The sequence below is a fragment of the Aquimarina algiphila genome (assembly GCF_947494415.1).
GTDB lineage: Bacteria > Bacteroidota > Bacteroidia > Flavobacteriales > Flavobacteriaceae > Aquimarina > Aquimarina algiphila.
Map to the genome: position 1 here is coordinate 403,944 of NZ_CANLVC010000007.1, position 24,893 is coordinate 428,836.

The following is a 24,893-nucleotide window of genomic DNA, read 5'->3' on the forward strand; positions in this document are numbered from 1 at the left end:
TTTTATGTTTTTACTTCAAAGAAGCTCTTATTGCTGCGATTTCGGCTTTTATTTCTGATTCAGATCCTTGTAATTCTCTTACTTCACGTTTTATTTTTCCGTTTTCTGAAGTATTTATAGTTACTGTAGCTATTGCCAAATTATTTTCCACTTTCATAGTTACTTCCATTTTCTTTTCAGAAGTATTGTCCTTAGATTGTAGTACTTCAATTTGATCTTCAGCAACAGCAGTTTCTGAAGTATGACCTCCTAAAATAGGTGCAATTACGAGACCAATAAGACATGTCAATTTGATTAAAATGTTCATTGATGGACCAGATGTATCTTTAAATGGATCTCCAACAGTATCTCCGGTAACGGCTGCTTTATGAGCATCAGAACCTTTATATGTCATTTCTCCATTAATCTCAACACCAGCTTCAAACGATTTTTTAGCATTATCCCATGCACCACCTGCATTATTTTGGAAGATGGCCCATAATACACCACTTACGGTAACTCCTGCCATATATCCACCTAGCATTTCAGCAATTGCTAAGGTGTTCATTCCAAATAATAAAGGAACAAAAGCTATTACCAAAGGAAATCCGATGGTTAATAAACCGGGTAACATCATTTCTTTAAGAGAGGCTTTAGTAGAAATAGCAACACATTTATCATATTCTGGTTTTCCTGTACCTTCCATAATTCCGGGGATGTCCTTAAATTGGCGACGGACTTCCTGTACCATTTCCATAGCTGCTTTTCCTACTGCATTCATAGCTAAGGCAGAAAATACTACAGGTACCATACCTCCAACAAATAACATGGCTAAAACCGGTGCTTTAAAAATATTAATACCATCAATTCCTGTAAAGGTAACATAAGCAGCAAATAAGGCCAAGGATGTCAATGCCGCAGAGGCAATTGCAAATCCTTTTCCTGTCGCTGCTGTTGTATTACCAACAGAATCTAATATATCTGTACGTTCTCTTACTATAGGTTCTTGTTCGCTCATTTCTGCAATACCACCAGCATTGTCTGAGATAGGTCCAAAAGCATCAATGGCTAATTGCATTGCTGTAGTAGCCATCATTGCAGATGCTGCCAATGCAACTCCATAAAATCCTGCAAAAGCATAAGATGCCCAAATGGCTCCTGCAAACAATAATACAGAAGGGAATGTAGAAATCATACCTGTTGCTAAACCAGCAATAATATTGGTTCCAGCACCTGTACTTGATTGTTGTACAATTTTAAGGATAGGTGACTTCCCTAATCCTGTATAATATTCGGTTACTGATGAAATTACTGCTCCTACGATCAAACCAACTAAAGTTGCATAAAAAACTCTCATCGAAGAAATCTCTACAAGTCCTTCTCCAAAGAATTCCATTTTCATTGTTTCGGGTAGCATCCAGGTACACAGTGCAAAACAAGCTGCTGCAACTAAGATAATTGATGTCCAGTTCCCCACATTCAGCGCTCCCATTACTTGAGCTTCTTTGGCATCATTACTTTTTATTTTAACAAGCATTGTACCTATTACTGAGATAACGATACCAACACCTGCAATTGCCATAGGTAATAGAATCGGTCCAATACCTCCAAAAGCATCTGTAATAGAGCCTCCCATATCCTTAATTACATAATTTCCTAATACCATTGCTGCAAGAACAGTTGCTACATAAGATCCAAATAAATCAGCCCCCATACCAGCAACATCACCTACATTATCTCCTACATTATCTGCAATAGTAGCAGGGTTACGAGGATCATCTTCTGGGATACCTGCTTCTACTTTACCAACAAGGTCAGCTCCAACATCTGCAGCTTTTGTATAAATACCTCCACCTACACGAGCAAATAAAGCAATGGATTCTGCACCTAGAGAAAACCCGGCCAATGTTTCTAAAACTATGGTCATTTTATCTGTAGAAACCCATTCACCTCCCATAAAGACATGATAAAATATAATAAAGAATGCGGTTAAACCTAATACGGCTAATCCTGCAACTCCCAGTCCCATTACCGTACCTCCTCCAAAAGATATTTTAAGTGCATTTGGTAAACTAGTACGAGCTGCCTGGGTAGTTCTAACATTTGTTTTGGTAGCAATTTTCATTCCTATATTTCCTGCAAAAGCAGAAAATACAGCTCCAAAAACAAAAGCGATTACAATTAACCAGTGTGTTGTATCAACTACGATAGAAACAATAAATAATAATATACTGACTATTACGACAAATATTGCAAGAAGTTTATATTCTGCATTTAAGAAAGCCAAGGCACCTTCATAAATATGATCCGAAATTTCTTTCATCTTGCCATCACCGGCATCTTGTTTCATTACCCAAGATTTCTTAATAAGCATATAAATTAGCCCTAATAGTGCCAAAACAATTGGCACATAAATCATATTTGATTGCATAAATGTCTTTTTAGTTTAATTAGTCGCTAAATGTAGTAAAAATACCCTAAATACAAAAGTATAGTTAAATAGTAGAGAAAATGATAATCGAACGCTGGAAATATTGATAAAACTACGGTTTTCAGGGAGTTTTTCTATGGTAAAGATATTTTAATTTTATCAACATTTTTAAAATATGTTTAATATGCGTATACCTATTCAAAGAACTTTGTTTCTAATACTATTTTTCACTTTTTTTTCAGTAAGCTTTGTTGAAGCTCAGTATCCATTTGAGAGTTATTCGTCACCGAACTATACAATGCATAGAGATTGGAAAATTTATGATAGAATAGACACAAAAGGAAGGTATGATTGTACTTTATCTATAGATCATTTCTTTAGTAATGAAGATAAACTCACTATTCAATTAACTTGGTTAGAGAAGACGACAGCTATGGGAGAGATTAGGGTTTTTAGAAATAAAAGTCAAATTCAGAACATAAAACGACCGGGTTCTTTTTCGCCATTAACGATGAATGGGACACTTGTGATTGTTTCAGATATCAATGGAGATGGTCTTAAAGATGTGAAATTGGTGCATCAAGGTACAGGAAATGGTATAATGGGTATGCTGGTTAAGGTGATGTATTTATTTCAAAGGGAAGATGGTTTGTTTAAAAAAGTGTCTTTTTATGATATGATGATTGATGAAAACCGAGTAGAAAGAGATGTTGATAACGATGGAAATTATGAGATTGTAACGATGAATCTAGAACGTACTAATGCCCATAGTTATTGGGCTTTTAATGTTTTTGAATATGATGATGGAAATCTGATCAATGTAAACTACAAGATAAATTATCCAATACTTATCCAATATAAATATAAAAGAAATTATAATATTACAGAGCATATGAGTAGATCTCAAATGAAATTATATGAACGGGAGTTTCCAGATGAGTATGATGTAAAATAAAAGACGTGATATTTCATCTGAAATATCACGTCTTTTATTTTAAAGATTGTATATAGCTTACTTAAGAAATGCTAAATAATCCTTCTGGTCTATTTTCAATTTCGTCAAAGCGTTTAACACATGCTTTGATAATTTCTTTAGCTTCGTCAATATTACCCCATCCACCAACATCAACTTTTTTTCTTTCCAGATCTTTGTACACTTGGAAAAAATGCTCAATCTCTTTGATGAGGTGAGGGTTCATTTCCTTAAGATCAGCAAGTCTACTTGCTATTGGATCAGCAATTGGGACACATATAATTTTTTCATCAGGTCCTTTTTCGTCGGTCATGTGGAAAACACCAATAGGTTTTACTTCCATTACACAACCAGGGAATGTTGGTTCTGTAACAAGTACCAAAACATCCAGTGGATCTCCATCTAATGCCAGAGTTTCTGGAATAAATCCATAATCTGCTGGATACATCATAGATGAAAAAATCATACGATCATATCGTATTTTTTTTATATCAAAATCATATTCGTATTTATTTCGACTTCCTTTAGGAATCTCGATAAGTACATCAAAGCTTTCGCTGTTAGCTGCGCTCATAAGTTTATTCTCTTTTTATTGGGCGGCAAAGATAGGTATTACAAGGGGTTAGTTAAAATTTATAAGGAAAAATTATTATATTTCTTATGAAATCTTAACGTAGAGATAAACTATAACGTTTTCAGAAAAAAGAACCTATACTTTGCTAAGTAAAAACAATAGTTTATTATTTCTATATTATAATTTGATTCCCTTTGTTTTAGAAGTAAAAACCAAAAGACCCTGTAACTCCAAATTTACGTGCGTCAGGATTATCAAAATAGTTTCCTCTAAAATGAAAGTCTATTCTAAAAATTTTAAAAATATTTCCAACACCCAAACTATACTCCCAATAAGCCTCGTCTTCTGGAGCGATTAAGATTTCATTGGATGGAGCACTTAATAAAATATTGTCATTTGATAACTGGCCCCATGCTGCACGTACTCCAACTAACTCTCTAAGATTTAACTTTCTTAAGAATGGAATTCTTGAAAATATTCTTCCGTTGAAATTATGTTCTAAGTGTAACGTAGCATAAGTATCGGTTACAAATTCATAAAAATTAAGTAAAGGAAATGTATTGTAAATAGATAAGTAAGTTTGATTTCCAGGGATAACACTTAATAACCCAAGAGGCACATCTCCAAATGTTTTACCTACTTCTAAAGTACTATTTAATCGTCCAAAACCACCTATGTTCCAAGGTTGTTGATATAAGAATTGAATTTTTTGATATTCAAAATCACTATCGATAATACCTTGTAAACCTGCGCTGTAATTAAGGAATAAAGTAGCAAAATCACCTTCATTTACGGTTACTCTATCTACACCATACCCTGTAGTCTTTCGACCCGGGAAATACGCGAGTGACGTTGCTATTTCGGTCTGTTGTATTTCAGATTGAAGTTCATTAGTTTCTGGATCTACAAAATCGAGACTAAATAACGATCGATCTGCAGGTTTTAAATTTCGATATGAACCAGTGACTCCAAAAATAAGATTCTTTCTGGGTTCAATAGCCAACGAGAGCGCTGATAAATTGATAGAAGTTAACCTGTCATTATCACCAGTTGCTATAATAGATGATGAAGCAAGACTTCTACCCTCTACATCATTTGTGTTTGTTAAACTTGCTCCTAACTGTTCTACATCCCTTCGATTTCCTCCAGAAACAATAAGTCTGGACTTTCGATCAATAAGGTATTTACCAGAGATACCGTATTTAAATTTTTGGTCCTTAAATCCATATGCTCCATATCCTTCTATACGCCATCTGTCATTAGATGTAAAATAAGTTCTACCACCTGCTCTTAATCTAAATCCTTCAATATCATTATATCCAATAGTGGAAAATAGAGGACCAAAATCAAAACCATTAAATTCTACATATCCCGTAGCTAATATGGTTCCTATATTATAAAGACGTTTAAAAGCTTTTACAGTTCTAAGCGTGTCTAATAATTTATATACTTTTTGTTCATCCTTGTTCAATTCTTCCATTCTGGCATTTTCCCAGAAAGAATCTTCGCGATTATAAATATCCTGATCATAGGGATCTACCTGGGTTTGGTAAAATTTTCTATCCTTTTTTATGTCAAATTTATACTTGTCATATAGGGTCGTCCTTTTACCATAGACTCCACGAGATTTTTCTTTTTTACTAAAAGCAAAATCGGATTGGAAATAGTCTTTGGTGATTAAAAAAATTGAATCGTTTAATACATCAAACTCCTGTTCAATATAAAGGTCCTTTACCCAGTTAATATTTGCACTTTTTGTGATTTCCAGATTTATTTCTTTAATAGCCCATGTAGTATCATTTACCCAGAAATCTCCTTTAAAGGTTAGTTCATTTTTCCTTCTAGGGTAATATATGATGTTATAACACCATTTGTTACCAATATAAGCGCTATCTGAAAGGACATAATTATATACACCAACACCAGTTCTAGATAAAGGACTAGTAAAACTTTTATCAAAGAATTTTAGATAATTATCATAAATGTCGTAGTCTGAATACAAATCTTTAACAAAAGCAATTAATGTTTGGTTATCACTAAAACCTGCATTTTTATTTCCTGTTAGAACTTCTTTAGATTCATTAAGGATATTATCTCCATACACTTTTGAACTGGCTTCATTCAGGAAAATAGGTAAATAAGTCTTCCCTGTTATTCGAGAAGTATCTACATCATCAAAAATGAATTCCATACCATTAAAAATTCTGCTATTAATCAGAGAGCTATCTATGGTATTTAAATCAAATTCTAGTTTCTCGTATTTATCATAAGTGTATTGCTTAAACTTTTTTACACCATTTTCTCTTCGGTTATCCCAGATTTTCTTTAGAATATCTATTGCAGGATTATTTTTTTTAGAAGTTTTTCCTTTGTAAATAACAACCTCGTCTAATGTTGCAGCTTCCTCTTCAAGAAGGATTTCCATTTTGTATGTAACTGCTTTGGTGAGCTTGATAGTTTTGGTTTTAAAACCAATAAATGAAACCTTTATACTAGAATAGTTATTTTCAGATTCCATATAAAATCTACCATTCTCATCTGTAATCGTACCAATTGTAGAGTTTACAAATACGATATTGGCAAAGGGTACAGGTTGTTTATTACTATCGAATACCTGTCCGCCTATTTTAGTTTGTGAATGAATGAAAGTTGAGCAAAAAAAAGTGAGAAATACTCCTAAAATCAAATGTCTCATCTAAAGATGTTAAGATTAATACTTGTGATAATTAGTGGATCACCTCAATTTTTAGGCCATTTTTTACATTTGGTGATGTTCCTGAAATTGAAGAAACGCAAAATAAAGGAGTTCATTTTATTTATACATCACTTTTTTGACAGCTTTAACAACATCTTTACTATTTGGTAACCATTCTTCTAATAATACAGGAGAATAAGGTGTTGGTGTATCTGCGGTATTAATTTTTACAATTGGTGCATCTAGATAATCAAAAATATTTGCTTGAACCTGATAAGTAATTTCAGAAGAAATATTAGCAAGAGGCCATGCTTCTTCTAAAACAACTAAACGATTGGTTTTTTTTACAGAAGTAAATATAGCTTCAAGATCCAAAGGCCTAACAGTTCTTAAGTCGATAACTTCACAAGAAATATTTTCTTTTGCCAGTTCATCTGCAGCTTTGTAAGCTTCTTTAATAATTTTTCCAAAGGAAACGATGGTGACATCACTACCTTCTCTTTTAATTTCTGCTACTCCAAGAGGGATTGTATATTCTCCTTCAGGAACTTCTCCTTTATCCCCATACATTTGTTCGCTTTCCATAAAAATAACAGGATCGTTATCTCGAATTGCAGATTTTAGTAAACCTTTGGCGTCTTTAGGATTAGAAGGAACGACTACTTTAAGACCAGGTGTATTGGCAAACCAGTTTTCAAAAGCTTGAGAATGCGTAGCTCCCAATTGACCGGCAGAAGCTGTTGGACCTCTAAATACTATTGGGATATTAAATTGACCACCTGTCATTTGACGCATTTTTGCTGCATTGTTAATGATTTGGTCAATACCTACTAATGAAAAGTTGAAAGTCATAAATTCGATAATAGGCCTATTACCGTTCATTGCACTTCCTACACCAATTCCAGAAAACCCTAATTCAGATATAGGAGTGTCCAAAACACGATCAGGACCAAATTCATCCAACATTCCTTTACTGGCTTTGTATGCTCCGTTATATTCTGCAACTTCTTCACCCATTAAATATATGGATTCATCTCGTCGCATTTCTTCACTCATTGCTTCGCAAATTGCTTCTCTGAACTGTATCGTTTTCATTGACTTTATAATTATTTTGTGCTACACGAAAGGCAAAAGTAGCAATTAAAACCCTTTAGTAGGGGTGTAAAATTGAAAAATTTATTATGCACGCATAGTAAATTTGACTTTTTATTTGTACCTTCGCTTTTATTATTAAATTCTCAAAAAATACCTATATAAAATGAAGATATTAGTTTGTATTAGCCATGTGCCGGACACAACTTCCAAAATTAATTTTACGGATGGTGATACTAAATTCGATACTAATGGGGTACAATTTGTAATCAACCCTAATGATGAATTTGGATTAACAAGAGCAATGTGGTTTAAAGAAAAGCAAGGTGCGTCTGTAGATGTCGTAAATGTTGGTGGTCCAGAAACAGAACCTACTTTACGTAAAGCGTTGGCTATTGGTGCAGACAATGCAATTCGCGTTAATGCAGAAGCTACAGATGGTTTTTATGTGGCTAAACAATTGGCAAAAGTTGTACAAGATGGAGGATATGACCTTGTGATCGCAGGAAGAGAGTCTATAGATTATAATGGAGGAATGGTGCCTGGTATGGTAGCTGCGATAACAGATGCCAATTTTGTAAATACATGTATTGGATTAGAAATAGAAGGAGATACTGCAACTGCGATTCGTGAGATTGATGGAGGGAAAGAAACTTCTACTGCCAAATTACCTTTGGTTGTCGGAGGGCAAAAAGGATTAGTTGAGGAAAGTGATTTGCGTATTCCTAATATGCGTGGAATCATGATGGCTCGTAAAAAACCACTTACAGTAGTCGAACCTATCGAGGCAGGTCAGGAAACAAAGGCTGTCCAGTTTCAAAAACCAGCTCCCAAAGGAGATGTAACATTGGTAGATCCTGAAAATATTGATCAATTAGTTTCTTTATTACACAATGAAGCTAAAGTGATCTAATCCGGCTTAAAAACAAAATTTAAAATAAATACTGAGATCAGATCAGTAGCAAAAAATAAGAAATATGTCAGTTTTAGTATATACAGAAAGTGAAGGCGGAAAATTTAAAAAAACCGCTTTTGAAGTGGCTTCTTATGCAAAAGAAGTTGCTAATATGCTTGGTACAACGGTAACAGCAGTGAGTGTTAATGGTGGTGATAGTAATGAACTAGGTGCCTATGGAGTAGATAAGGTGTTAGAAATTAAAAATGATAAACTTACTGCTTTTAATGCAAAAGCATATGCAGATGCAATTAAGCAAGCAGCAGAAAAAGAAGAAACAAAAGTAATTGTGGTAAGTTCTACTGCGGATAGTAAGTTTTTAGCACCGTTATTAGCTGTGCATCTTGATGCAGGATATGCATCAAATGTAGTTGCATTACCAGAAAGTACTTCTCCTTTTAAGGTTAAACGTACGGCATTTACAAATAAAGCCTTTAATATCACCGAAATGACTACTGATGTTAAGGTAATAGGATTATCTAATAATGCTTTTGGACTTAAAGAAAATTCTGGAGCAGCAGCTGCAGAAGCATTTGAACCAACACTTTCTGATAATGACTTTACAGTAGAAATAACAGCAGTTGATAAAGCTACTGATAAAGTTTCTATTGCAGATGCAGAAATTGTTGTGTCTGGAGGTCGTGGATTAAAAGGGCCAGAGAATTGGGGGATGATAGAAGAACTTGCAGGTGTACTTGGCGCAGCTACTGCTTGTTCTAAACCAGTAAGTGATATGGGATGGAGACCACATGGAGAACATGTTGGCCAAACAGGAAAACCAGTCGCTTCAAACTTATATATAGCAATTGGAGTTTCTGGTGCTATTCAACATTTGGCAGGGATCAATGCTAGTAAAGTAAAAGTGGTAATTAATAATGATCCTGAAGCCCCTTTCTTCAAAGCGGCAGACTATGGAATAGTGGGAGATGCTTTTGAAGTAGTGCCAAAACTTATTGAAAAATTAAAAGAATTTAAAGCGAATAACGCATAATTTTCATAAATTGTGCCCAATTCAGGGCTGTTTGAACTGAGGTAAAAGTCCATATGTTCAAACAGCCTTTTTTTATTGAGAGCAATATGAGTTTAGTTCGTCTGAACATAAAAGGAATATCATACAGTCAAACCCAAAATGGTGCATACGCACTAATTTTAAGCGAGGTGGATGGAGAAAGGAAGTTACCAATTGTTATAGGAGCTTTTGAAGCACAGTCTATAGCTATTGCTTTAGAAAAGGAAATTAAGCCGCCTAGACCACTTACCCATGATCTTTTTAAAAACTTTGCAGATCGATTTGACATTGTTGTAAAACAAGTGATTATTCACAAGTTGGTAGATGGTGTTTTCTACTCTAGTATTATCTGTGAGCGTGATAAGATAGAAGAAATTATAGATGCAAGAACAAGTGATGCAATTGCTTTAGCATTGCGATTTCAAGCACCCATATTTACGTATAAGAATATCTTGGATCAAGCGGGGATATATCTTAAAGTAAACCCGAAGAAGGATGATGAAAATGATCCTGAAAGCTTATTAGTAGACGAACTTGTATCTGATGATATTGAAATGGTAGGCAAAGAAACTAGCTATAAAGATTTGTCTCTGGAAGAACTTAACCGAATGCTCGACCAAGCTGTTAATAATGAAGATTATGAATTAGCGGCAAGAATTCGAGATGAGATTTCTAAAAGAGGATAGTTTTATATGTCGATATAAAAAAATCTAATATGTTTTTTTAAATGATTTCAATATTTATGAAGAAAGGAGTACTTACTTTTCTGTTTTCACTATTTATTTTTACTGTATTATCTGCACAATCAATAGAGAAAAGATGGGTTTTAGAAAAAATTGATGGAGCTTCAGAAGAGGTTTCTAATGTTGGGAAAGATGATTATCTTCAATTAGAAAAAGGACAATTTTCATATTCTTTTAATGAAGCTTCAGAAATACTCCAGGGGGATTATATTCAACAAAATAATATCCTTTTGCTTTTTCCAGAGACTGCTCAGGATTCTCTAATTCGTTATAAAGTAACTACTTTAACAGATTCTACATTAGTAGTTATAAAAAAAGGAATTACATATACTCTTACTACTCAAAAAGAAATAACTGAAGTAGCGCCTGTAGTGGAGGTAAATCAACTGATATCTAACCAGGGTTTCTCTTTTAGTAGTTTATGGAGAGGTGTTTTGGGAATGATAGTACTTCTGATAATTGCATTTTTATTTAGCAGTAACCGAAAAGCTATTAATTGGAAAACAGTTGGATTAGGTGTTGGATTTCAATTAATAATTGCTATTGGAGTTTTAAAAGTACCGTTTGTTCAAACGATATTTGAATGGGTTGGAAGCCTATTTGTTAGTGTTTTAGACTTTACTAGAGCAGGAAGCAAATTTCTGTTTGAAGGTTTGGTTGTAGATATGGATACTTTTGGTTTTATATTCGCTTTTCAAGTATTACCAACTATTATATTCTTTTCAGCTTTAACTTCTTTATTATTCTATTTAGGTATTATTCAAAAAGTAGTAAAAGGTTTGGCTTGGTTGTTGACCAAAGCACTCAAGATATCTGGAGCAGAAAGTTTAAGTGTCGCTGGTAACATCTTTTTAGGCCAAACAGAAGCGCCTCTGTTGATTAAAGCGTATTTAGAAAAAATGAATAAATCCGAAATGTTATTGGTTATGATCGGTGGCATGGCAACTGTTGCTGGAGCTGTACTGGCGGCATATATTGGGTTTTTAGGAGGAGATGATCCGGTTTTACGATTACAATTTGCAAAACACCTATTAGCAGCATCAGTAATGGCAGCTCCCGGAGCAATTGTTATTTCTAAAATACTATTTCCGCAAACGGAAGAAATTAATATAGATGTACATGTTTCTTCAGAAAAAATAGGATCTAATATTTTAGACGCTATAGCAAATGGAACAACTGAAGGCTTAAAGCTAGCTGTAAATGTTGGTGCTATGTTATTAGTGTTTGTAGCTTTTATTGCTATGCTGAATGGTATATTGGGCTGGGTTGGAGATATCACTTCTATAAACACTTGGATAGCATCAAACACAGCTTATCCAAGCTTATCTCTTGAACTGATTTTAGGCTATCTTTTCTCACCATTAATGTGGCTGATTGGAGTCGCTAAAGAGGACATAGCCTTGATGGGTCAACTCTTAGGAATAAAACTAGCAGCTAGTGAGTTTGTTGGATATATACAATTAGCAGATTTAAAAGATGTAACAAATGCAACACATTTAACCTATAATAAATCGGTTATTATGGCAACATATATGTTGTGTGGTTTTGCAAATTTCGCCTCAATAGGAATTCAGATTGGAGGGATTGGCTCTCTTGCTCCAGGACAACGAAAAACCTTGTCCGAATTTGGTATGAAAGCATTACTTGGAGGTACTATAGCCTCTTTATTGTCAGCTACTATTGCTGGAATGATAATAGGGTAAAATACACTCATTTTTTTTATTGAAAATATAATTTATGAACTTGTTTAATAACTATTTCATAATCTATATTGTAAACAATATCTCAATACCTATTTTTTGTATATTTGACTTACATTAGAATAATTTTAACAAATATCGAAGGAGTAAAAAATGAAACAATATCTTGACCTGGTACATCATGTATTAGAAAATGGGAATGAAAAAGGAGATAGAACAGGGACGGGGACAAAAAGTGTTTTTGGATATCAAATGCGTTTTGATCTTAGCGAAGGCTTTCCTATGGTTACCACAAAAAAACTCCATCTCAAATCTATAGTTCACGAACTATTATGGTTTTTAAAAGGAGATACAAATGTTAGTTATCTACAAGAAAATGGTGTTCGTATATGGAATGAGTGGGCAGATGATAAAGGGGATTTAGGTCCGGTATATGGCCATCAATGGAGAAATTGGGATGGTAATGAGATTGATCAGATTCAGGAAATAGTAGATACCCTTAGAGAGAATCCTAATAGTCGACGTATGTTAGTGTCTGCTTGGAATCCAAGTGTCTTACCTGACACATCAAAATCTTTTTCAGAGAATGTAGCGAATGGTAAGGCGGCCTTGCCTCCATGCCATGCCTTTTTTCAGTTTTACGTTGCAGATGGCAAATTATCTTGTCAGTTGTATCAACGTAGTGCAGATATTTTTTTAGGAGTTCCTTTTAATATTGCATCTTATGCCTTATTTACTATGATGATGGCGCAGGTTTGTGGTTATGAAGCAGGTGAGTTTATTCATACTTTTGGAGATGCACACATATACAATAACCATAAAGAGCAATTAGAATTACAGCTATCAAGGGAACCTCGAAAATTGCCTAAAATGATAATCAATCCAGAGGTGAAAAATATTTTTGGCTTCGTTTTTGATGATTTCAAGTTAGTAGACTATGATCCTCACCCACATATTAAGGGAGCGGTCGCAGTTTAAGCCCAAATTTTAAATGAACTACAATGAAGAGACTATTACTAATATTAACAATTTTGTTTTCAACATTCTCCTTCTCTCAGGATGCGATAATTTTATCACAGGAGAATGCAAATGAAAAGGGAATTACGCCAATTTGGCCAAAGTGCGATAGATCAAGATTGGGACCTGCAAATTGCTTTGATCAGAAATTAAGAAATCATATCATTCAGAATTTTGAGTATCCTGATGCAGCTCTAAATGATGGTCTTAGTGGAACAGTTACTGTAGAATTTATCATAAACAATAAAGGTAAGGTAGAAGTACTTGAGGTTACAGGTGCTCATCGATATTTACAAAGAGAAGCTATTAGAATTATAAGAGCAATTCCTAAAATGCAACCCGGTAAATGGGGTAATAAACCTATAGCTATAGCGTATACTGTGCCAATTACTTTTAGAAAACCACAGTAATTATATGTTAATTTTAACATTGGATTAACCTTGTTAAAGGATCAGAAAAAATAAAAATCAGTAAATTTGAGTGTATTCGTAAGTCGGATACACTCTTTTTTTATGATCGTTACAGATAATTTACTCACTACCTTTTTAAAAACACGTTCTGATACTGAAGAAATATGTGCACCTCTTCAGATAGAAGATTATGTAATTCAACCCATAGTAGATGTTTCCCCACCAAAATGGCATATGGGGCATACAACATGGTTTTTTGAAGAATTTATTTTATCTAAATATGTTGAAGGCTACAGGCGTTTTCATCCAGAATATGCTTACGTTTTTAATAGTTATTATGAAAGCATTGGAAAACGAGTGGTACGGACTAATAGAGGTAATCTTTCTAGACCCACGGTAAGTGAAGTTTATGAGTATAGAGATTATGTTACCACACATTTACAAGCTTTTTTAGAAGAGAATGACGATCCAGAAATTTATAAACTTTTGGAAATTGGAATTCATCATGAAAAGCAACACCAGGAACTACTACTTACTGATATAAAATTTATATTGGGTAATAACCCATTGCTTCCAAAATACAATGATACATTTACAGAAAATCCTGTATCAGAGCAAATTTCAGAATATATAAGTATCGAAGAAGGGATTTATGAAATTGGATATACTGGAAATGAATTCTGTTATGATAATGAATTAGGTGTACATAAGGTATTCCTTAATAAATATGCAATTGCCAATACTCTTGTTACAAATAAAGAATATCTGGACTTTATTAATGATGGGGGTTATAAGAACAGCTTGTTTTGGCATGCCGAAGCCTGGGATTGGATACATACCGAAAAAGTGAAAGCTCCATTATATTGGCATGAAATAGATGGTAAATATCATCAATATAATCTTAGAGGATTAAAAGAATTGAGGATGGATTCTCCAATAACTCATATTTCATATTATGAGGCATTTGCTTTTGCTCAATGGAGAGGAGAACGTTTGCCTACAGAATTCGAATGGGAAGCTGCTCAATCCTTTTTTAAATGGGGAGCACGATGGGAATGGACAGAAAGTGCATATTTACCATATCCTAATTACAAAAAAGCTCCAGGAGCTCTTGGAGAATACAACGGAAAATTTATGGTCAATCAGAAAGTACTTCGAGGTGGTTCTGTTGCCACTCCACAAAATCATACAAGACCAACATATCGCAATTTTTTTCACCCTCACTTAAGATGGCAATTTACTGGATTGCGGTTGGTGAAAGATTTATAATCTATATTTTCAATGAATTCCAAAGATCAAAAAGTTTTAGTTTCCACTTTTGAAAAAGAAGTGTGTGAAGGCTTAACTGCTTTTCCAAAATATCTATCCTCAAAATTTTTTTATGACGAGGTAGGAGATGAGCTTTTTCAACAAATAATGGCTCTGCCAGAATATTATCTTACACGTGCAGAATATGAAATTTTTGAAACACATACATCAGATATTCTTCAAAGTTTTGATGCAACCAAACAAGGCTTTGATCTTATCGAATTGGGAGCAGGAGATGGAAAGAAAACCAAAGTGTTATTAAAAGAGTTGCTTCATCAGAAGTATGATTTTAATTATAAACCTATAGATATTAGCGAAAACGCTGTTGATGGATTAGTTAAAAATCTTAAAGAAGAAATGCCTAAAATTGTTGTGCAGGGGCAAATAGGAGAATATTTTGAGATTTTAGACCGTCTTAAACATATGAGTGATCGCAAAAAGGTTATTATGGTTTTGGGATCTAATATCGGTAATTTATTGCATTCTAGAGCAATTCAATTCCTTAAAAAATTATACAATGCAATGCATTCTGGAGACCTTCTTTTTATGGGATTTGATCAAAAGAAACACCCGCAGAAAGTTTTGGATGCTTATAACGACAAAACTGGTGTAACAGCAGCTTTTAATAAAAATGTTTTAGCCAGGATTAATAAAGAACTGGATGGTAATTTTGATTTAGATAAATTCATGCACTGGGAAACTTATGATCCCGAAAGTGGTACCGCCAAAAGTTATTTGGTAAGTAAAGAAAAACAGACCGTAGATATAAATAATTTGTCTTTACAGGTCCATTTTGAAGCTTGGGAAAGTATTCATACAGAGATTTCTCAAAAGTATGATGATGATACCGTAAAGTGGTTAGTAGAAGAATCAGGTTTAAGCATTGTTCAAACTTTTTCAGATCAAAACAATGATTATAAAGACTATTTGATTACAAAGACTAAATAGTAGAAAATATAAAAAGAATTTTAAAATATAGTATATGAAAGCAATATGGAATGGCCAGATAATAGCAGAAAGTAATGACACCAAAGTAATAGAAAATAACCACTATTTTCCGCCTGAGGCAATAAAAAAAGAATTTTTTAAATCAAGTGCAACTCATACAAATTGCCCTTGGAAAGGAATGGCTTCGTATTATACGGTTGAGGTAGATGGAAAAGAAAATCAGGATGCAGCATGGTATTATCCAGAAACTAGCGATTTAGCAAAACAGATCAAAGGATATGTTGCTTTTTGGAAAGGTGTTGAGGTTGTAGAATAGTATACAACCCCAACATTTTTTAATATGCTATAGCAGAGATGCTATTCTAAGTTATTTTCTTTTTAGAACTCGTATTACGGTAGGAGATAATTCGTTGCTGTTTCCAGAGTTAGCTACACAATTAATATATATGTGCTTACCGTTAGGGCTAAATGCTAAATCATTTGGTGTTCTTAATCCAGAAGTTTTGGCATTTCCATCAGTATTAACAGCACTACCATCTCCAGCAATTACTTCTACTGATTCACCATCCAAACTTACTTTGTAAATTTGACCTAAAGAAGCAGCTGTAAGATACAGTCCCCCCTGAAATGAAGTGATGTGCGCATTTCCGGTAGAATTTGGAATTGCTGCAAGTATAGAAACATCACCAGTAGGTGTAATCTGTAATACATTACCATCACTGAAATTTACGACATATAGATTACCAGTGTCTTTTACCCAGGTAATTCCGTTTGCGCAAGCAAAATCACTACTGCTTGCTAATACATTAGAGTCTCCATTTGGTGTAAATTTAGTAATTGTACCATTTTGACAACTTAAAATATAAATATTTCCTCTGTCATCTATAGTTATCCCGGTGGGCAAAGCTACTGCTTCAGTAAAAAGCTCAGAATTTCCATGGGGATCTATTTTAAATACTTTACTTGATCCAAAATTTGACTGGTACAGATTACCCTCAGTATCAAAATGATTGCCTGTAAGACCAGAAGGTTCTAAACTGGCAAAAACTTCTGAATTTCCAGTATAAGGATTTATTTTATAGATATCAGAACCATTAATGTTAGCTAGCCCTACTCCAAAATTTCCAGCGTAGATATTTCCATAGGAATCAACGTCTAGCCCTCCTGTTCCTATAGGCAATGTGGTAAGGGTGGATAAGGTATACTCGATGGGCGGTATAGAATCATCATCAGAAGGAATGAAATCGTCAACTCCGCATGAGTAAAGCGAGATTGATACGATCAATACTAATGTAGTTACTGTTTTCATCATGTTTGTTTTTTTAAATTTTCAATAAATGATTTGTATTGTTACAAACAAATGAATATAAAACTTGAAGATGATGTGTTACTTTTTAGAAGCGTTTTATACTTCCCGCTAAGGGTTTACATAATTAGTTTACAAGGTCATAAAATAAATAGATGTATTAATTAGGTCTTATATAATAAAAGAGGTTAAAGATTATTTTTTGAAGCCATTTATAAGGACTCTTTTGATTTGAGTAATTTGTATTCTGATGGTGTCATTTTGGTGAACTTTTTGAAAGCTTTGTAAAATGATACTCTATTGTTAAAACCACATGAATATAGTATTTCAGTCATATTTAGGTTATTGTCTTTGGTTAGCATATGTTTAGCTTGATCCACTCTATATGTATTGATGAAATCAAAAAAACTAAGATCAAAATGTTCATTAATAACTTGCGACATATGATGTTTTGAGATATTAAGTTTTTTGGCCAAATGACTTATTCTTATTTGGTTGTCTAAGTAAGGTTTGTCTTCTTTCATAAAATCGATCAGTATGGTTTTTAATTCTAAAGAATATTTTTTAGAAAGCCCTGTCTTTTGATACTTTTTAAATGGAAGCACTTTGTCCATTGATAAACCATCAAAAACTTGAGGTTGTAGAAAACCAAAATATGAAAGTAATCCAGTAAAAAAGATCATAGAAAAACCGATAAAATAATCAGATCCAGGGTTTAGTAAATTAAAATAAACCAAAACAAAATAAGAAGAAAAAGAGAGTACATAACCGCAAAAAGAATAGCTTAACCAATTTAACCACCTGGAATTATTAAAACTTTTAATAACAGGTCTAAACGAAAAAAATAGTAGTCCGCAATAAAAGAGCATTAATGCCACAATAATTGTAATAGAATATGGGGTGTAGAAATATATGTAATCTCCCATTTTACCGTTTATAAGTGTTTCGATTTTTTCATTTACAGTAAGAAAATAAAAAGGAGAATAATTTATCAAAGCATAGAATAGAGGTATAAAGTGAAGGATGTCAATAGGTCTAAATTTATTTTTGTAAATCACCCTTCTTATATAAAGAAACAAAATTGGACCATATAAAACCCATAGTATTCTATTGGTGTACGTTAGATGTATATATTGGAGTGAGTTGAGGAGGTTGGTCCAATATAATACATTGTATATAATGTTATAACTAAATAACAATATGTAGGTACCCAGCAATATATTAGCAATTCTATCACCTTTCTTTTTGAGGAAAAACAAAATTGAAAATACAAAAGCCTGAAAAGCAAAAAACAGAAAAATGGTTTCCAAAAAATTCATGACTTAAAACTAAGACTATTAATTTAGATTCTTAAAAAAAGTAATATCCATTGTATTAGCCTAGGTGTATGGTCAATACCTTTATTATGGTAGGGTAGTGCTTGTGAAAATGATAAGGAGGTGTTGTTTTATGGGTGTAAGGAAAGTAAACAGTAATAACCCTATGAGCTACTAAAAAAAGCATAAGGTTTATCAAAATATATCAATGATATATTTGTTTTGAGCAAGGTGCTGAGGGTATAAAATACCCCCAACATCTCCATTTTTTTTATAAAATCAATAAACTATTATCAGCTGCTGCAAAGTCATTCCACAAATACCCATCAGCTTCCTCTTCATTGGTCCATTCGCCATCAACAAGATATTTGAATTCAAAATTATTATCTTTTGGAAGATCAATCGTTCCTTTAAAATTCCCATTCTTTAGTTTTTTAAGAACAGTAGCTTCTGCGTTCCACTCGTTAAACTCTCCGGCTACACTAACATTAGTTGCTTCTTTTGCAGGAACAATAAAGGTAACTTTGCAAATAGGTTTAGATTTTAAATATTGTTTTGTAATCGCCATAATTTTAAATACTATTTATATTGGTTAATAAAAATCAGCATTAAATTAATACAAAACTTTATAATTAAAAAGAGAGAAGCATCAGATTGTCAGTTATTTATTAACGATAACGATGTAGTGTGTTAAATAATTTATCTAGATCTTCAATAGTGTTAAAAAAGTGAAGACTTATACGAATACCAGATCCTCTTAATGAGGTGATAATATGATCTTTTTGCAGTTGATTAAATAACCTATGATCGCCTTTTAAGTTAAAAATAGAACTATGTTTGGACCGTTTGATAACGTCCTCTTCTAAGAGTTGTAAGTTGGTAAGTTCTGATTTGGCATAATCACATAATTCATGAATATGTGTTTCGATATTTGGCAATCCTATTTTAGTGAGAAAATTGAGAGAATATTGTAAACTTCCAAAATTGAATGTATCCAGATGACCACATTCAAATCTTGCTTGTAAACTGGTGTAAGAGGAATCGTAGTCAGTATTGGATGCAGCATTTTTATAATCAGAAGGCGTGATGTTATCGAGGATGTTATTTTTGAATAACATAAAACCATTACCATAACCACCTAATAGCCATTTGTAACCACTACATCCCATAATATCAATTCCCGAGGTATCAAAGTTAAAGACCTTTGTTCCGCAAAATTGTGTAGCATCGGCAATAATGAGAATATCAGGGTATTTATTTTTTAAGGAAGCAAGAAATTCATGATCAATTGCAATACCATTAATATATTGTACTAAACTAAATGCAAAAATATCAGGCTTGTGTTTTTTTATGGCATTTTCAATGTTTTGTTCCAGAGTTGCATTCACTTTTGCATAACAAATTTTAAACCCTTTATTAGCAACCGCAAAATTAATTGATGGATAATCTTCATCTAATAAAAGTACTTTTTTACTCTTTTCAAGTCCGTTTAAGATCGTATTAAACCCGAGTGAAAAATTAGGAGTCAATATTGTATCACCTTCAGAATTCTTAAAAAAAGTAGCTATGGTTTTACGCACATTAGATAGAAAAGTAGCTTGAGGATCTCTAAATATGCTACCCGAAATCAGAAAATCTAAATCATGTTCTTGTCTAAAATCAAGGAGTGAGTCATATAGTAAACCAGAAGAAGCTGTGTTGAGATATGTATTCTGAGCTAAAATTGGAAATTCTTTTCTTAAATTCTTCATAAGTAACTTTAGGGCATTTTACTAAAAACTATATCTTTACTAAGTGAAACTTTATTTTGAAGATTTGCTGTAAGCAACGCATTCAAAATGATTAGTTGAACTTATCCCGCTATAGAGCGGGATCTGTTTTAATGTTGTTTATTTACAGATACTAAGTTAGCATTAATATGTTTTCAAAAAAGAAAGAAACTTTACAAATTGATCCTCAACAACGAGAACTTTATGAACATGCACGTAAACGTGTTATTCAGAAGAAAAGACTTTTTCAGCATTTTATAGTTTTTGCAGTAGGATCTGTTTTTTTTGCCATTTTAAACCTGGCATTTGGTTATGGAAAAGATATTACGTTTTTTGGTGTATCATGGTCTGTTGTAGCCATAATATGTTGGTTTTTTCTTTTAGCTATTCACTTTTGTAATGTATGGTTGTTTAGTACATTTATGGGACAAGAATGGTCTGATCGCCAGATGGAAAGATTGATTACCAAACAAAAAGAAGAGATAGCTTTAATCCAAAAAGATGTGGATTTAATGTATCCTAAAGAAGAACTCATAAAGAAAAAAGAAGAATTCATTAAGGGAAAGACATCTGAGATTGTGGGAGAACTAAAAGCAACTAAGAATATGGTTACAATGATTGCCGCTGCAGGAGAAAATAATGCCTTGGGAAAGGATAATGATTTGGTTTGGCATTTGCCAGATGATTTCAAAAGATTTAAGAGCCTCACTTCTGGGCATAATATTATTATGGGACGTAAAACCTTTGAGACTTTTCCAAAATTACTTCCAAACCGTGTGCATATTGTGATTACCCGAAATACATCATATCAAGCAGAAGGTGCAATTGTGGTTCACACCATAGAAGATGCTCTGGAGGTTGCTAAAGGAGATGCGCAACCTTTTATTATTGGTGGTGGAGAAATTTATACAATGGGAATGGATCACTCTGATTGTATCGAACTCACCCGAGTACATGAATCTTTTGATGCAGATGCTTTTTTTCCAGAAATTGATACCGAAATATGGAAACTAGAAAAAGAAGAGTTTCATGATATCGATGAGAAACATAAGTATCCTTTTACCTACTTAACGTATAAGAAAAGATAAATAATATCAACTTTTTGTCGTATTTAGTAGATTCCAGGTATAGTTGATCATAAAACCTCTAGATTTTACTGGAGACTAAAGAGTTCGTTATGATATCAATAGAATTCAAAAAGTATTTAGAAGATCTCCTTTCAGAAACCATTATATCTATACAGCCCTTATCTGGTGGCGATATTAATGATGTCTACTTATTGATAACGAAAACACAAAAGTGTGTAGTTAAACGTAATACTGCTTCAAAGTTTCCAGGGATGTTTGAAGCCGAAGCTTATGGATTAAAAATTCTTAAAAACTCTAATACGTTTACAGTTCCTGAAATTCTTGATTTTGGTAGGCATGATGACAATGGTTTTTTGATACTGTCCTATATTGAAACCGCACAACCAACTACTAATTTTTGGGAAGTATTCGGAAGAAAATTAGCTGCGTTACATCAATGTGATATGTCGTATTTTGGCTTAGAACAACATAATTATATAGGAAACTTACCTCAATATAATTCAAAATGTAATTCTGCGGCAGAATTTTACATCTCTCAACGTCTACAACCTCAATTTAAATTAGCAATCAAGAAGGGTTATGTTTTTTCAGGTTTGGATAAGCTTTATCAAACTATCGAAAGTGAAATTCCTAATGAACAACCTAGTTTAATTCATGGGGACTTATGGAGTGGTAATTATATAATAGATAAAAATGGAAGCCCTTGTCTTATCGATCCAGCAATTGCATATGCCCCAAGAGAAATGGATATCGGTATGATGCATCTTTTCGGAGGTTTTAATGCGAACCTGTTTGAAACGTATAATGAAGTTTTTCCGCTTGTTGATCATTGGAACAATAGATTACCTATCTGGCAATTGTATTACCTTTTAGTACACCTTAATGTATTCGGGAGTTCCTATTATAAAAGCATACAGAAGATTTTAAGTCGATATATATAGAATAGAAAACCTATGTTGTTTAGAGACTTTATATCTTTAACCATTTATGACTTTTAATCCTTACTTTTGTCAAAATTTTAAACACACAATTTCATATGAATGCATATGTATTTCCAGGTCAAGGTGCCCAATTTTCAGGAATGGGTCTTGATCTATACGAAAACTCAGAAATTGCCAAAGAACTTTTTCATAAAGCCAATGATATTTTAGGTTTTGAAATTACTAAAATCATGTTCGAAGGTTCTGCAGATGAGCTAAAGCAAACCAAAGTTACTCAACCAGCTATTTTTTTACATTCTGTTATTTTAAGTAAAGTATTAGGAGATAGTTTTAAACCAGATATGGTTGCTGGACATTCATTAGGAGAATTTTCTGCCTTAGTTGCAAATGGAACTCTTACTTTTGAAGATGCACTACAATTAGTATCCAAACGTGCGATGGCAATGCAAAAAGCATGTGAATTAAAACCATCTACAATGGCAGCTGTATTAGGGTTAGAGGATGAGGTTGTTGAAGAAACTTGTGCCGAAATTGATGGAGTAGTAGTAGCAGCAAATTATAATTGTCCAGGACAATTAGTGATTTCGGGTGAAGTTGAAGCAATCAATAAAGCTTGTGAAGTATTAAAAGAAAAAGGAGCTCGAAGAGCATTGGTATTACCTGTTGGTGGAGCATTTCACTCACCCTTGATGGAGCCTGCAAGGGAAGAATTGGCCGCAGCAATAGAGGCTACTACTTTTAGTACTCCAAACTGCCCGGTGTACCAGAATGTAACTACAAAAGCGGTTACAGATCCTTCTGAAATTAAAAAGAATTTAATTGCTCAACTTACTGCTCCAGTAAAATGGACGCAAAGTGTGCAAAATATGATTGAAGAAGGAGCAACAGTTTTTACAGAAGTTGGACCAGGAAAAGTATTATCTGGATTAGTGAAGAAAATAGATCGTTCTATGGAAACGATTTCAGCTTCAGTTTAAAATAATATTCAACTTAGGATAAGTTTATTGTCATAATATTTTACCCCTAAAGATTAAAAAACTTTAGGGGTTTTTTGACCCAAATTCTATGATGTAAAATGATGGTATATTATAGTATTAATACTACTATTGTTATTAATGAAGCGATACTGCATAATAGGCAAAAGCTTGCCAGAAACATATAATTCAATTTTATTTTGGTATCCATAATTGAAAATTTTAATAAAGTGTGTAGTTATCTATGAATAGCATGACTACAAGCTTTAGGAAGCTCTGACAATATATCCATGATAGCTTTTAAATTAAACCTGAATTTAGTTTTAAATGAGTTCATAGTATTTCTTTTTTATAGTTTATGATTTTAGCTATTATTAATTAATGAAACAAAACTATATCATATTCTCATAAAAAAATATTTCATCCTATTGTATGAGAAAACCATTTCGTTATTTTTGAAATGCACAATGGTTGTTTTTAAGAAATAAAAAAAGAGGTTTAAGTACTTGAAAATAAGAATTTTACAAATCTTTTTTGATGAGCTTATTTTGACTTTTTCTTTTCCCTAAAAATGCTAGATTTTCTACTTAAAACCATCATCAAAAATGAGTTAAGTGCTAAAATAGGTGCAGTTTAGTATGATTTATAATCAAATTATATAGCAATTTAGGAGTACAACAATTTGATTTTAATTAGGAATATAAAGGTAGGTTGGTGATCATTTAAGTTATAATTTTTAGCTCATCTTTCATGAACTGATCTATGTATTGTGCTATTTCTTCTCCTTTTTCTTCTTGTAAAAAATGCCCTGCATTTTTGATTATAATTTTTTGTTGTTCTGCGCTAGAAGGGATTAATCGATAAAAGAATTTCTCAAGTCCTCCCAGGATTTTATCCTTATCAGAAAACAATACTAATGCAGGTTTTTGCCATTTAGAAAGTACATCTCTCGCTTTTTGTATAGGTTTAACCGCGGGATCATTAACATTAGCAGGAACCAGTAAAGGAAAAGCTACTGCTCCTCCTTTATGTTTCTTATTCGGGAAGGGAGCGTTATAGGCTTGAAGCACTTTTTGAGATAATTTTTGATATGAACCATGTTTAAGAATACTCGGTATGGACAGTGATGGATGATATTTTGCATATGCTCTCCAGATTTTAAAAAAGAAAGACATCTTTTTACCTACTGGTAAAAAAGTATTTAGTATAACAACTCTTTTAAATTTTTCTGGATATTCTGCCAGAAGAGATAACCCTAATATCCCTCCCCAATCTTGCACTACTAATGTAATATCATTAAGGTCTAGTTTCTGAATTAGATTTTCAAGAGATTTAAAATGAAGATCGAAGCTATAGTTTTTATAACCAACAATTTTATCAGACTTCCCAAATCCAATAAGATCTGGAGCAATAAATCGATAGTTTTTTAAAATGGGTATAAACTTTCTATAAAGATAAGACCAGGTAGGTTCTCCATGAAGTGCCAGAATAGTTTCACCTTGCCCTTCATCAATATAATGCATTTGTAAATTATCAAAACGTATAAAATTCTCTTTATAAGGAAAATCTTCAATTGATTCAAAACGAGAAAAATCAGGTTGTACTATTTGCATGAGTTTGTATTATTAATGATGAACCCAAGGATTAAAGATATGTAAAAGTGAT

The 24,893-nt window shown here is 33.0% G+C and carries 22 protein-coding genes; 13 read left to right on the plus strand and 9 right to left on the minus strand.

The genetic code is table 11. The annotated features are described in order from the left end of the window. Positions 1–10 precede the first annotated feature (10 nt). Positions 11–2,410 (minus strand): sodium-translocating pyrophosphatase, encoded by a 2,400-nt coding sequence (locus PQF96_RS16455; protein ID WP_271767430.1) that lies wholly within the window; start codon positions 2,408–2,410, stop codon positions 11–13. A 184-nt stretch (positions 2,411–2,594) separates the two neighbouring features. Here PQF96_RS16455 and PQF96_RS16460 point away from each other — a divergent pair, with 184 nt between their 5' ends. Then, complete coding sequence (locus PQF96_RS16460) at positions 2,595–3,365, plus strand: hypothetical protein (RefSeq protein WP_271767432.1); 771 nt, start codon at positions 2,595–2,597, stop codon at positions 3,363–3,365. A 61-nt stretch (positions 3,366–3,426) separates the two neighbouring features. Here the strand turns inward: PQF96_RS16460 and PQF96_RS16465 are convergent, their stop codons facing one another. From PQF96_RS16465 to PQF96_RS16475, 3 genes are all read right to left on the minus strand, one after another. After that, the gene (locus tag PQF96_RS16465; protein WP_109435515.1) at positions 3,427–3,957 is read right to left on the minus strand and encodes an inorganic diphosphatase; all 531 of its coding nucleotides are present in this window, start codon (positions 3,955–3,957) and stop codon (positions 3,427–3,429) included. Positions 3,958–4,156: 199 nt separating this feature from the next. Beyond that, positions 4,157–6,652: a DUF5686 and carboxypeptidase-like regulatory domain-containing protein gene (locus tag PQF96_RS16470; RefSeq protein ID WP_109435514.1), complete on the minus strand. Its 2,496-nt coding sequence runs from the start codon at positions 6,650–6,652 to the stop codon at positions 4,157–4,159. Positions 6,653–6,769: 117 nt separating this feature from the next. Beyond that, positions 6,770–7,747 (minus strand): pyruvate dehydrogenase complex E1 component subunit beta, encoded by a 978-nt coding sequence (locus PQF96_RS16475; RefSeq protein ID WP_109435513.1) that lies wholly within the window; start codon positions 7,745–7,747, stop codon positions 6,770–6,772. A 163-nt stretch (positions 7,748–7,910) separates the two neighbouring features. Here PQF96_RS16475 and PQF96_RS16480 point away from each other — a divergent pair, with 163 nt between their 5' ends. The 9 genes from PQF96_RS16480 to PQF96_RS16520 all read left to right on the plus strand — a co-directional run bounded on the left by PQF96_RS16480 (position 7,911) and on the right by PQF96_RS16520 (position 16,150). Next, the gene (locus tag PQF96_RS16480; protein WP_109435512.1) at positions 7,911–8,657 is read left to right on the plus strand and encodes an electron transfer flavoprotein subunit beta/FixA family protein; all 747 of its coding nucleotides are present in this window, start codon (positions 7,911–7,913) and stop codon (positions 8,655–8,657) included. A gap of 64 nt (positions 8,658–8,721) precedes the next feature. Next, entirely contained in the window at positions 8,722–9,690 is a 969-nt protein-coding gene (locus PQF96_RS16485) for an electron transfer flavoprotein subunit alpha/FixB family protein (protein WP_143917287.1), read from the plus strand. Positions 9,691–9,776: 86 nt separating this feature from the next. Next, complete coding sequence (locus PQF96_RS16490) at positions 9,777–10,394, plus strand: bifunctional nuclease family protein (protein WP_109435510.1); 618 nt, start codon at positions 9,777–9,779, stop codon at positions 10,392–10,394. A 56-nt stretch (positions 10,395–10,450) separates the two neighbouring features. Then, positions 10,451–12,154 (plus strand): NupC/NupG family nucleoside CNT transporter, encoded by a 1,704-nt coding sequence (locus PQF96_RS16495; RefSeq protein WP_271767434.1) that lies wholly within the window; start codon positions 10,451–10,453, stop codon positions 12,152–12,154. A gap of 150 nt (positions 12,155–12,304) precedes the next feature. Beyond that, complete coding sequence (locus PQF96_RS16500) at positions 12,305–13,129, plus strand: thymidylate synthase (RefSeq protein WP_109435508.1); 825 nt, start codon at positions 12,305–12,307, stop codon at positions 13,127–13,129. A 23-nt stretch (positions 13,130–13,152) separates the two neighbouring features. After that, positions 13,153–13,578, plus strand: coding sequence for an energy transducer TonB (locus tag PQF96_RS16505; protein WP_271767436.1), 426 nt, complete (start codon positions 13,153–13,155; stop codon positions 13,576–13,578). 102 nt (positions 13,579–13,680) lie between these two features. After that, on the plus strand, positions 13,681–14,847 hold the full coding sequence (gene egtB, locus PQF96_RS16510) for an ergothioneine biosynthesis protein EgtB (protein ID WP_271767438.1): 1,167 nt from the start codon (positions 13,681–13,683) through the stop codon (positions 14,845–14,847). 12 nt (positions 14,848–14,859) lie between these two features. Next, entirely contained in the window at positions 14,860–15,834 is a 975-nt protein-coding gene (gene egtD / locus PQF96_RS16515) for an L-histidine N(alpha)-methyltransferase (RefSeq protein ID WP_271767440.1), read from the plus strand. A 34-nt stretch (positions 15,835–15,868) separates the two neighbouring features. Further along, the gene (locus tag PQF96_RS16520; protein WP_109435504.1) at positions 15,869–16,150 is read left to right on the plus strand and encodes a DUF427 domain-containing protein; all 282 of its coding nucleotides are present in this window, start codon (positions 15,869–15,871) and stop codon (positions 16,148–16,150) included. Positions 16,151–16,201: 51 nt separating this feature from the next. On the opposite strand, the gene PQF96_RS16525 is transcribed toward PQF96_RS16520, so the two are convergent. The 4 genes from PQF96_RS16525 to PQF96_RS16540 form a co-directional block, all read right to left on the minus strand. Further along, complete coding sequence (locus PQF96_RS16525) at positions 16,202–17,146, minus strand: NHL repeat-containing protein (protein ID WP_271767442.1); 945 nt, start codon at positions 17,144–17,146, stop codon at positions 16,202–16,204. Between the two features lie 206 nt (positions 17,147–17,352). Continuing rightward, on the minus strand, positions 17,353–18,066 hold the full coding sequence (locus PQF96_RS16530) for a helix-turn-helix domain-containing protein (protein ID WP_271767444.1): 714 nt from the start codon (positions 18,064–18,066) through the stop codon (positions 17,353–17,355). Between the two features lie 661 nt (positions 18,067–18,727). Then, positions 18,728–19,024, minus strand: coding sequence for an isoamylase early set domain-containing protein (locus PQF96_RS16535; RefSeq protein WP_109435501.1), 297 nt, complete (start codon positions 19,022–19,024; stop codon positions 18,728–18,730). Between the two features lie 100 nt (positions 19,025–19,124). After that, positions 19,125–20,207 (minus strand): aminotransferase class V-fold PLP-dependent enzyme, encoded by a 1,083-nt coding sequence (locus PQF96_RS16540; protein ID WP_271767446.1) that lies wholly within the window; start codon positions 20,205–20,207, stop codon positions 19,125–19,127. 167 nt (positions 20,208–20,374) lie between these two features. On the opposite strand from PQF96_RS16540, the gene PQF96_RS16545 reads away from it, so the two are divergent. The 3 genes from PQF96_RS16545 (at position 20,375) to fabD (ending at position 23,231) form a co-directional block, all read left to right on the plus strand. Beyond that, positions 20,375–21,313 carry a dihydrofolate reductase gene (locus PQF96_RS16545; protein WP_271767448.1) on the plus strand — a complete coding sequence of 313 codons (939 nt, stop codon included), beginning with the start codon at positions 20,375–20,377 and terminating at the stop codon, positions 21,311–21,313. A gap of 89 nt (positions 21,314–21,402) precedes the next feature. Continuing rightward, complete coding sequence (locus PQF96_RS16550; RefSeq protein WP_271767450.1) at positions 21,403–22,254, plus strand: fructosamine kinase family protein; 852 nt, start codon at positions 21,403–21,405, stop codon at positions 22,252–22,254. A gap of 95 nt (positions 22,255–22,349) precedes the next feature. After that, positions 22,350–23,231: an ACP S-malonyltransferase gene (gene fabD, locus PQF96_RS16555; RefSeq protein WP_271767451.1), complete on the plus strand. Its 882-nt coding sequence runs from the start codon at positions 22,350–22,352 to the stop codon at positions 23,229–23,231. A gap of 719 nt (positions 23,232–23,950) precedes the next feature. On the opposite strand, the gene PQF96_RS16560 is transcribed toward fabD, so the two are convergent. Next, complete coding sequence (locus PQF96_RS16560; RefSeq protein WP_271767453.1) at positions 23,951–24,841, minus strand: haloalkane dehalogenase; 891 nt, start codon at positions 24,839–24,841, stop codon at positions 23,951–23,953. Between the last annotated feature and the right edge of the window lie 52 nt (positions 24,842–24,893).

Bases quoted from the DNA above. Each gene is read 5' to 3' on its own strand.
- PQF96_RS16455 (WP_271767430.1), bottom strand. From the start codon at position 2,410: ATGCAATCAAATATGATTTATGTGCCAATTGTTTTGGCACTATTAGGG.
- PQF96_RS16460 (WP_271767432.1), top strand. From the start codon at position 2,595: ATGCGTATACCTATTCAAAGAACTTTGTTTCTAATACTATTTTTCACT.
- PQF96_RS16465 (WP_109435515.1), bottom strand. From the start codon at position 3,957: ATGAGCGCAGCTAACAGCGAAAGCTTTGATGTACTTATCGAGATTCCT.
- PQF96_RS16470 (WP_109435514.1), bottom strand. From the start codon at position 6,652: ATGAGACATTTGATTTTAGGAGTATTTCTCACTTTTTTTTGCTCAACT.
- PQF96_RS16475 (WP_109435513.1), bottom strand. From the start codon at position 7,747: ATGAAAACGATACAGTTCAGAGAAGCAATTTGCGAAGCAATGAGTGAA.
- PQF96_RS16480 (WP_109435512.1), top strand. From the start codon at position 7,911: ATGAAGATATTAGTTTGTATTAGCCATGTGCCGGACACAACTTCCAAA.
- PQF96_RS16485 (WP_143917287.1), top strand. From the start codon at position 8,722: ATGTCAGTTTTAGTATATACAGAAAGTGAAGGCGGAAAATTTAAAAAA.
- PQF96_RS16490 (WP_109435510.1), top strand. From the start codon at position 9,777: ATGAGTTTAGTTCGTCTGAACATAAAAGGAATATCATACAGTCAAACC.
- PQF96_RS16495 (WP_271767434.1), top strand. From the start codon at position 10,451: ATGAAGAAAGGAGTACTTACTTTTCTGTTTTCACTATTTATTTTTACT.
- PQF96_RS16500 (WP_109435508.1), top strand. From the start codon at position 12,305: ATGAAACAATATCTTGACCTGGTACATCATGTATTAGAAAATGGGAAT.
- PQF96_RS16505 (WP_271767436.1), top strand. From the start codon at position 13,153: ATGAAGAGACTATTACTAATATTAACAATTTTGTTTTCAACATTCTCC.
- egtB (WP_271767438.1), top strand. From the start codon at position 13,681: ATGATCGTTACAGATAATTTACTCACTACCTTTTTAAAAACACGTTCT.
- egtD (WP_271767440.1), top strand. From the start codon at position 14,860: ATGAATTCCAAAGATCAAAAAGTTTTAGTTTCCACTTTTGAAAAAGAA.
- PQF96_RS16520 (WP_109435504.1), top strand. From the start codon at position 15,869: ATGAAAGCAATATGGAATGGCCAGATAATAGCAGAAAGTAATGACACC.
- PQF96_RS16525 (WP_271767442.1), bottom strand. From the start codon at position 17,146: ATGATGAAAACAGTAACTACATTAGTATTGATCGTATCAATCTCGCTT.
- PQF96_RS16530 (WP_271767444.1), bottom strand. From the start codon at position 18,066: ATGGGAGATTACATATATTTCTACACCCCATATTCTATTACAATTATT.
- PQF96_RS16535 (WP_109435501.1), bottom strand. From the start codon at position 19,024: ATGGCGATTACAAAACAATATTTAAAATCTAAACCTATTTGCAAAGTT.
- PQF96_RS16540 (WP_271767446.1), bottom strand. From the start codon at position 20,207: ATGAAGAATTTAAGAAAAGAATTTCCAATTTTAGCTCAGAATACATAT.
- PQF96_RS16545 (WP_271767448.1), top strand. From the start codon at position 20,375: ATGTTTTCAAAAAAGAAAGAAACTTTACAAATTGATCCTCAACAACGA.
- PQF96_RS16550 (WP_271767450.1), top strand. From the start codon at position 21,403: ATGATATCAATAGAATTCAAAAAGTATTTAGAAGATCTCCTTTCAGAA.
- fabD (WP_271767451.1), top strand. From the start codon at position 22,350: ATGAATGCATATGTATTTCCAGGTCAAGGTGCCCAATTTTCAGGAATG.
- PQF96_RS16560 (WP_271767453.1), bottom strand. From the start codon at position 24,841: ATGCAAATAGTACAACCTGATTTTTCTCGTTTTGAATCAATTGAAGAT.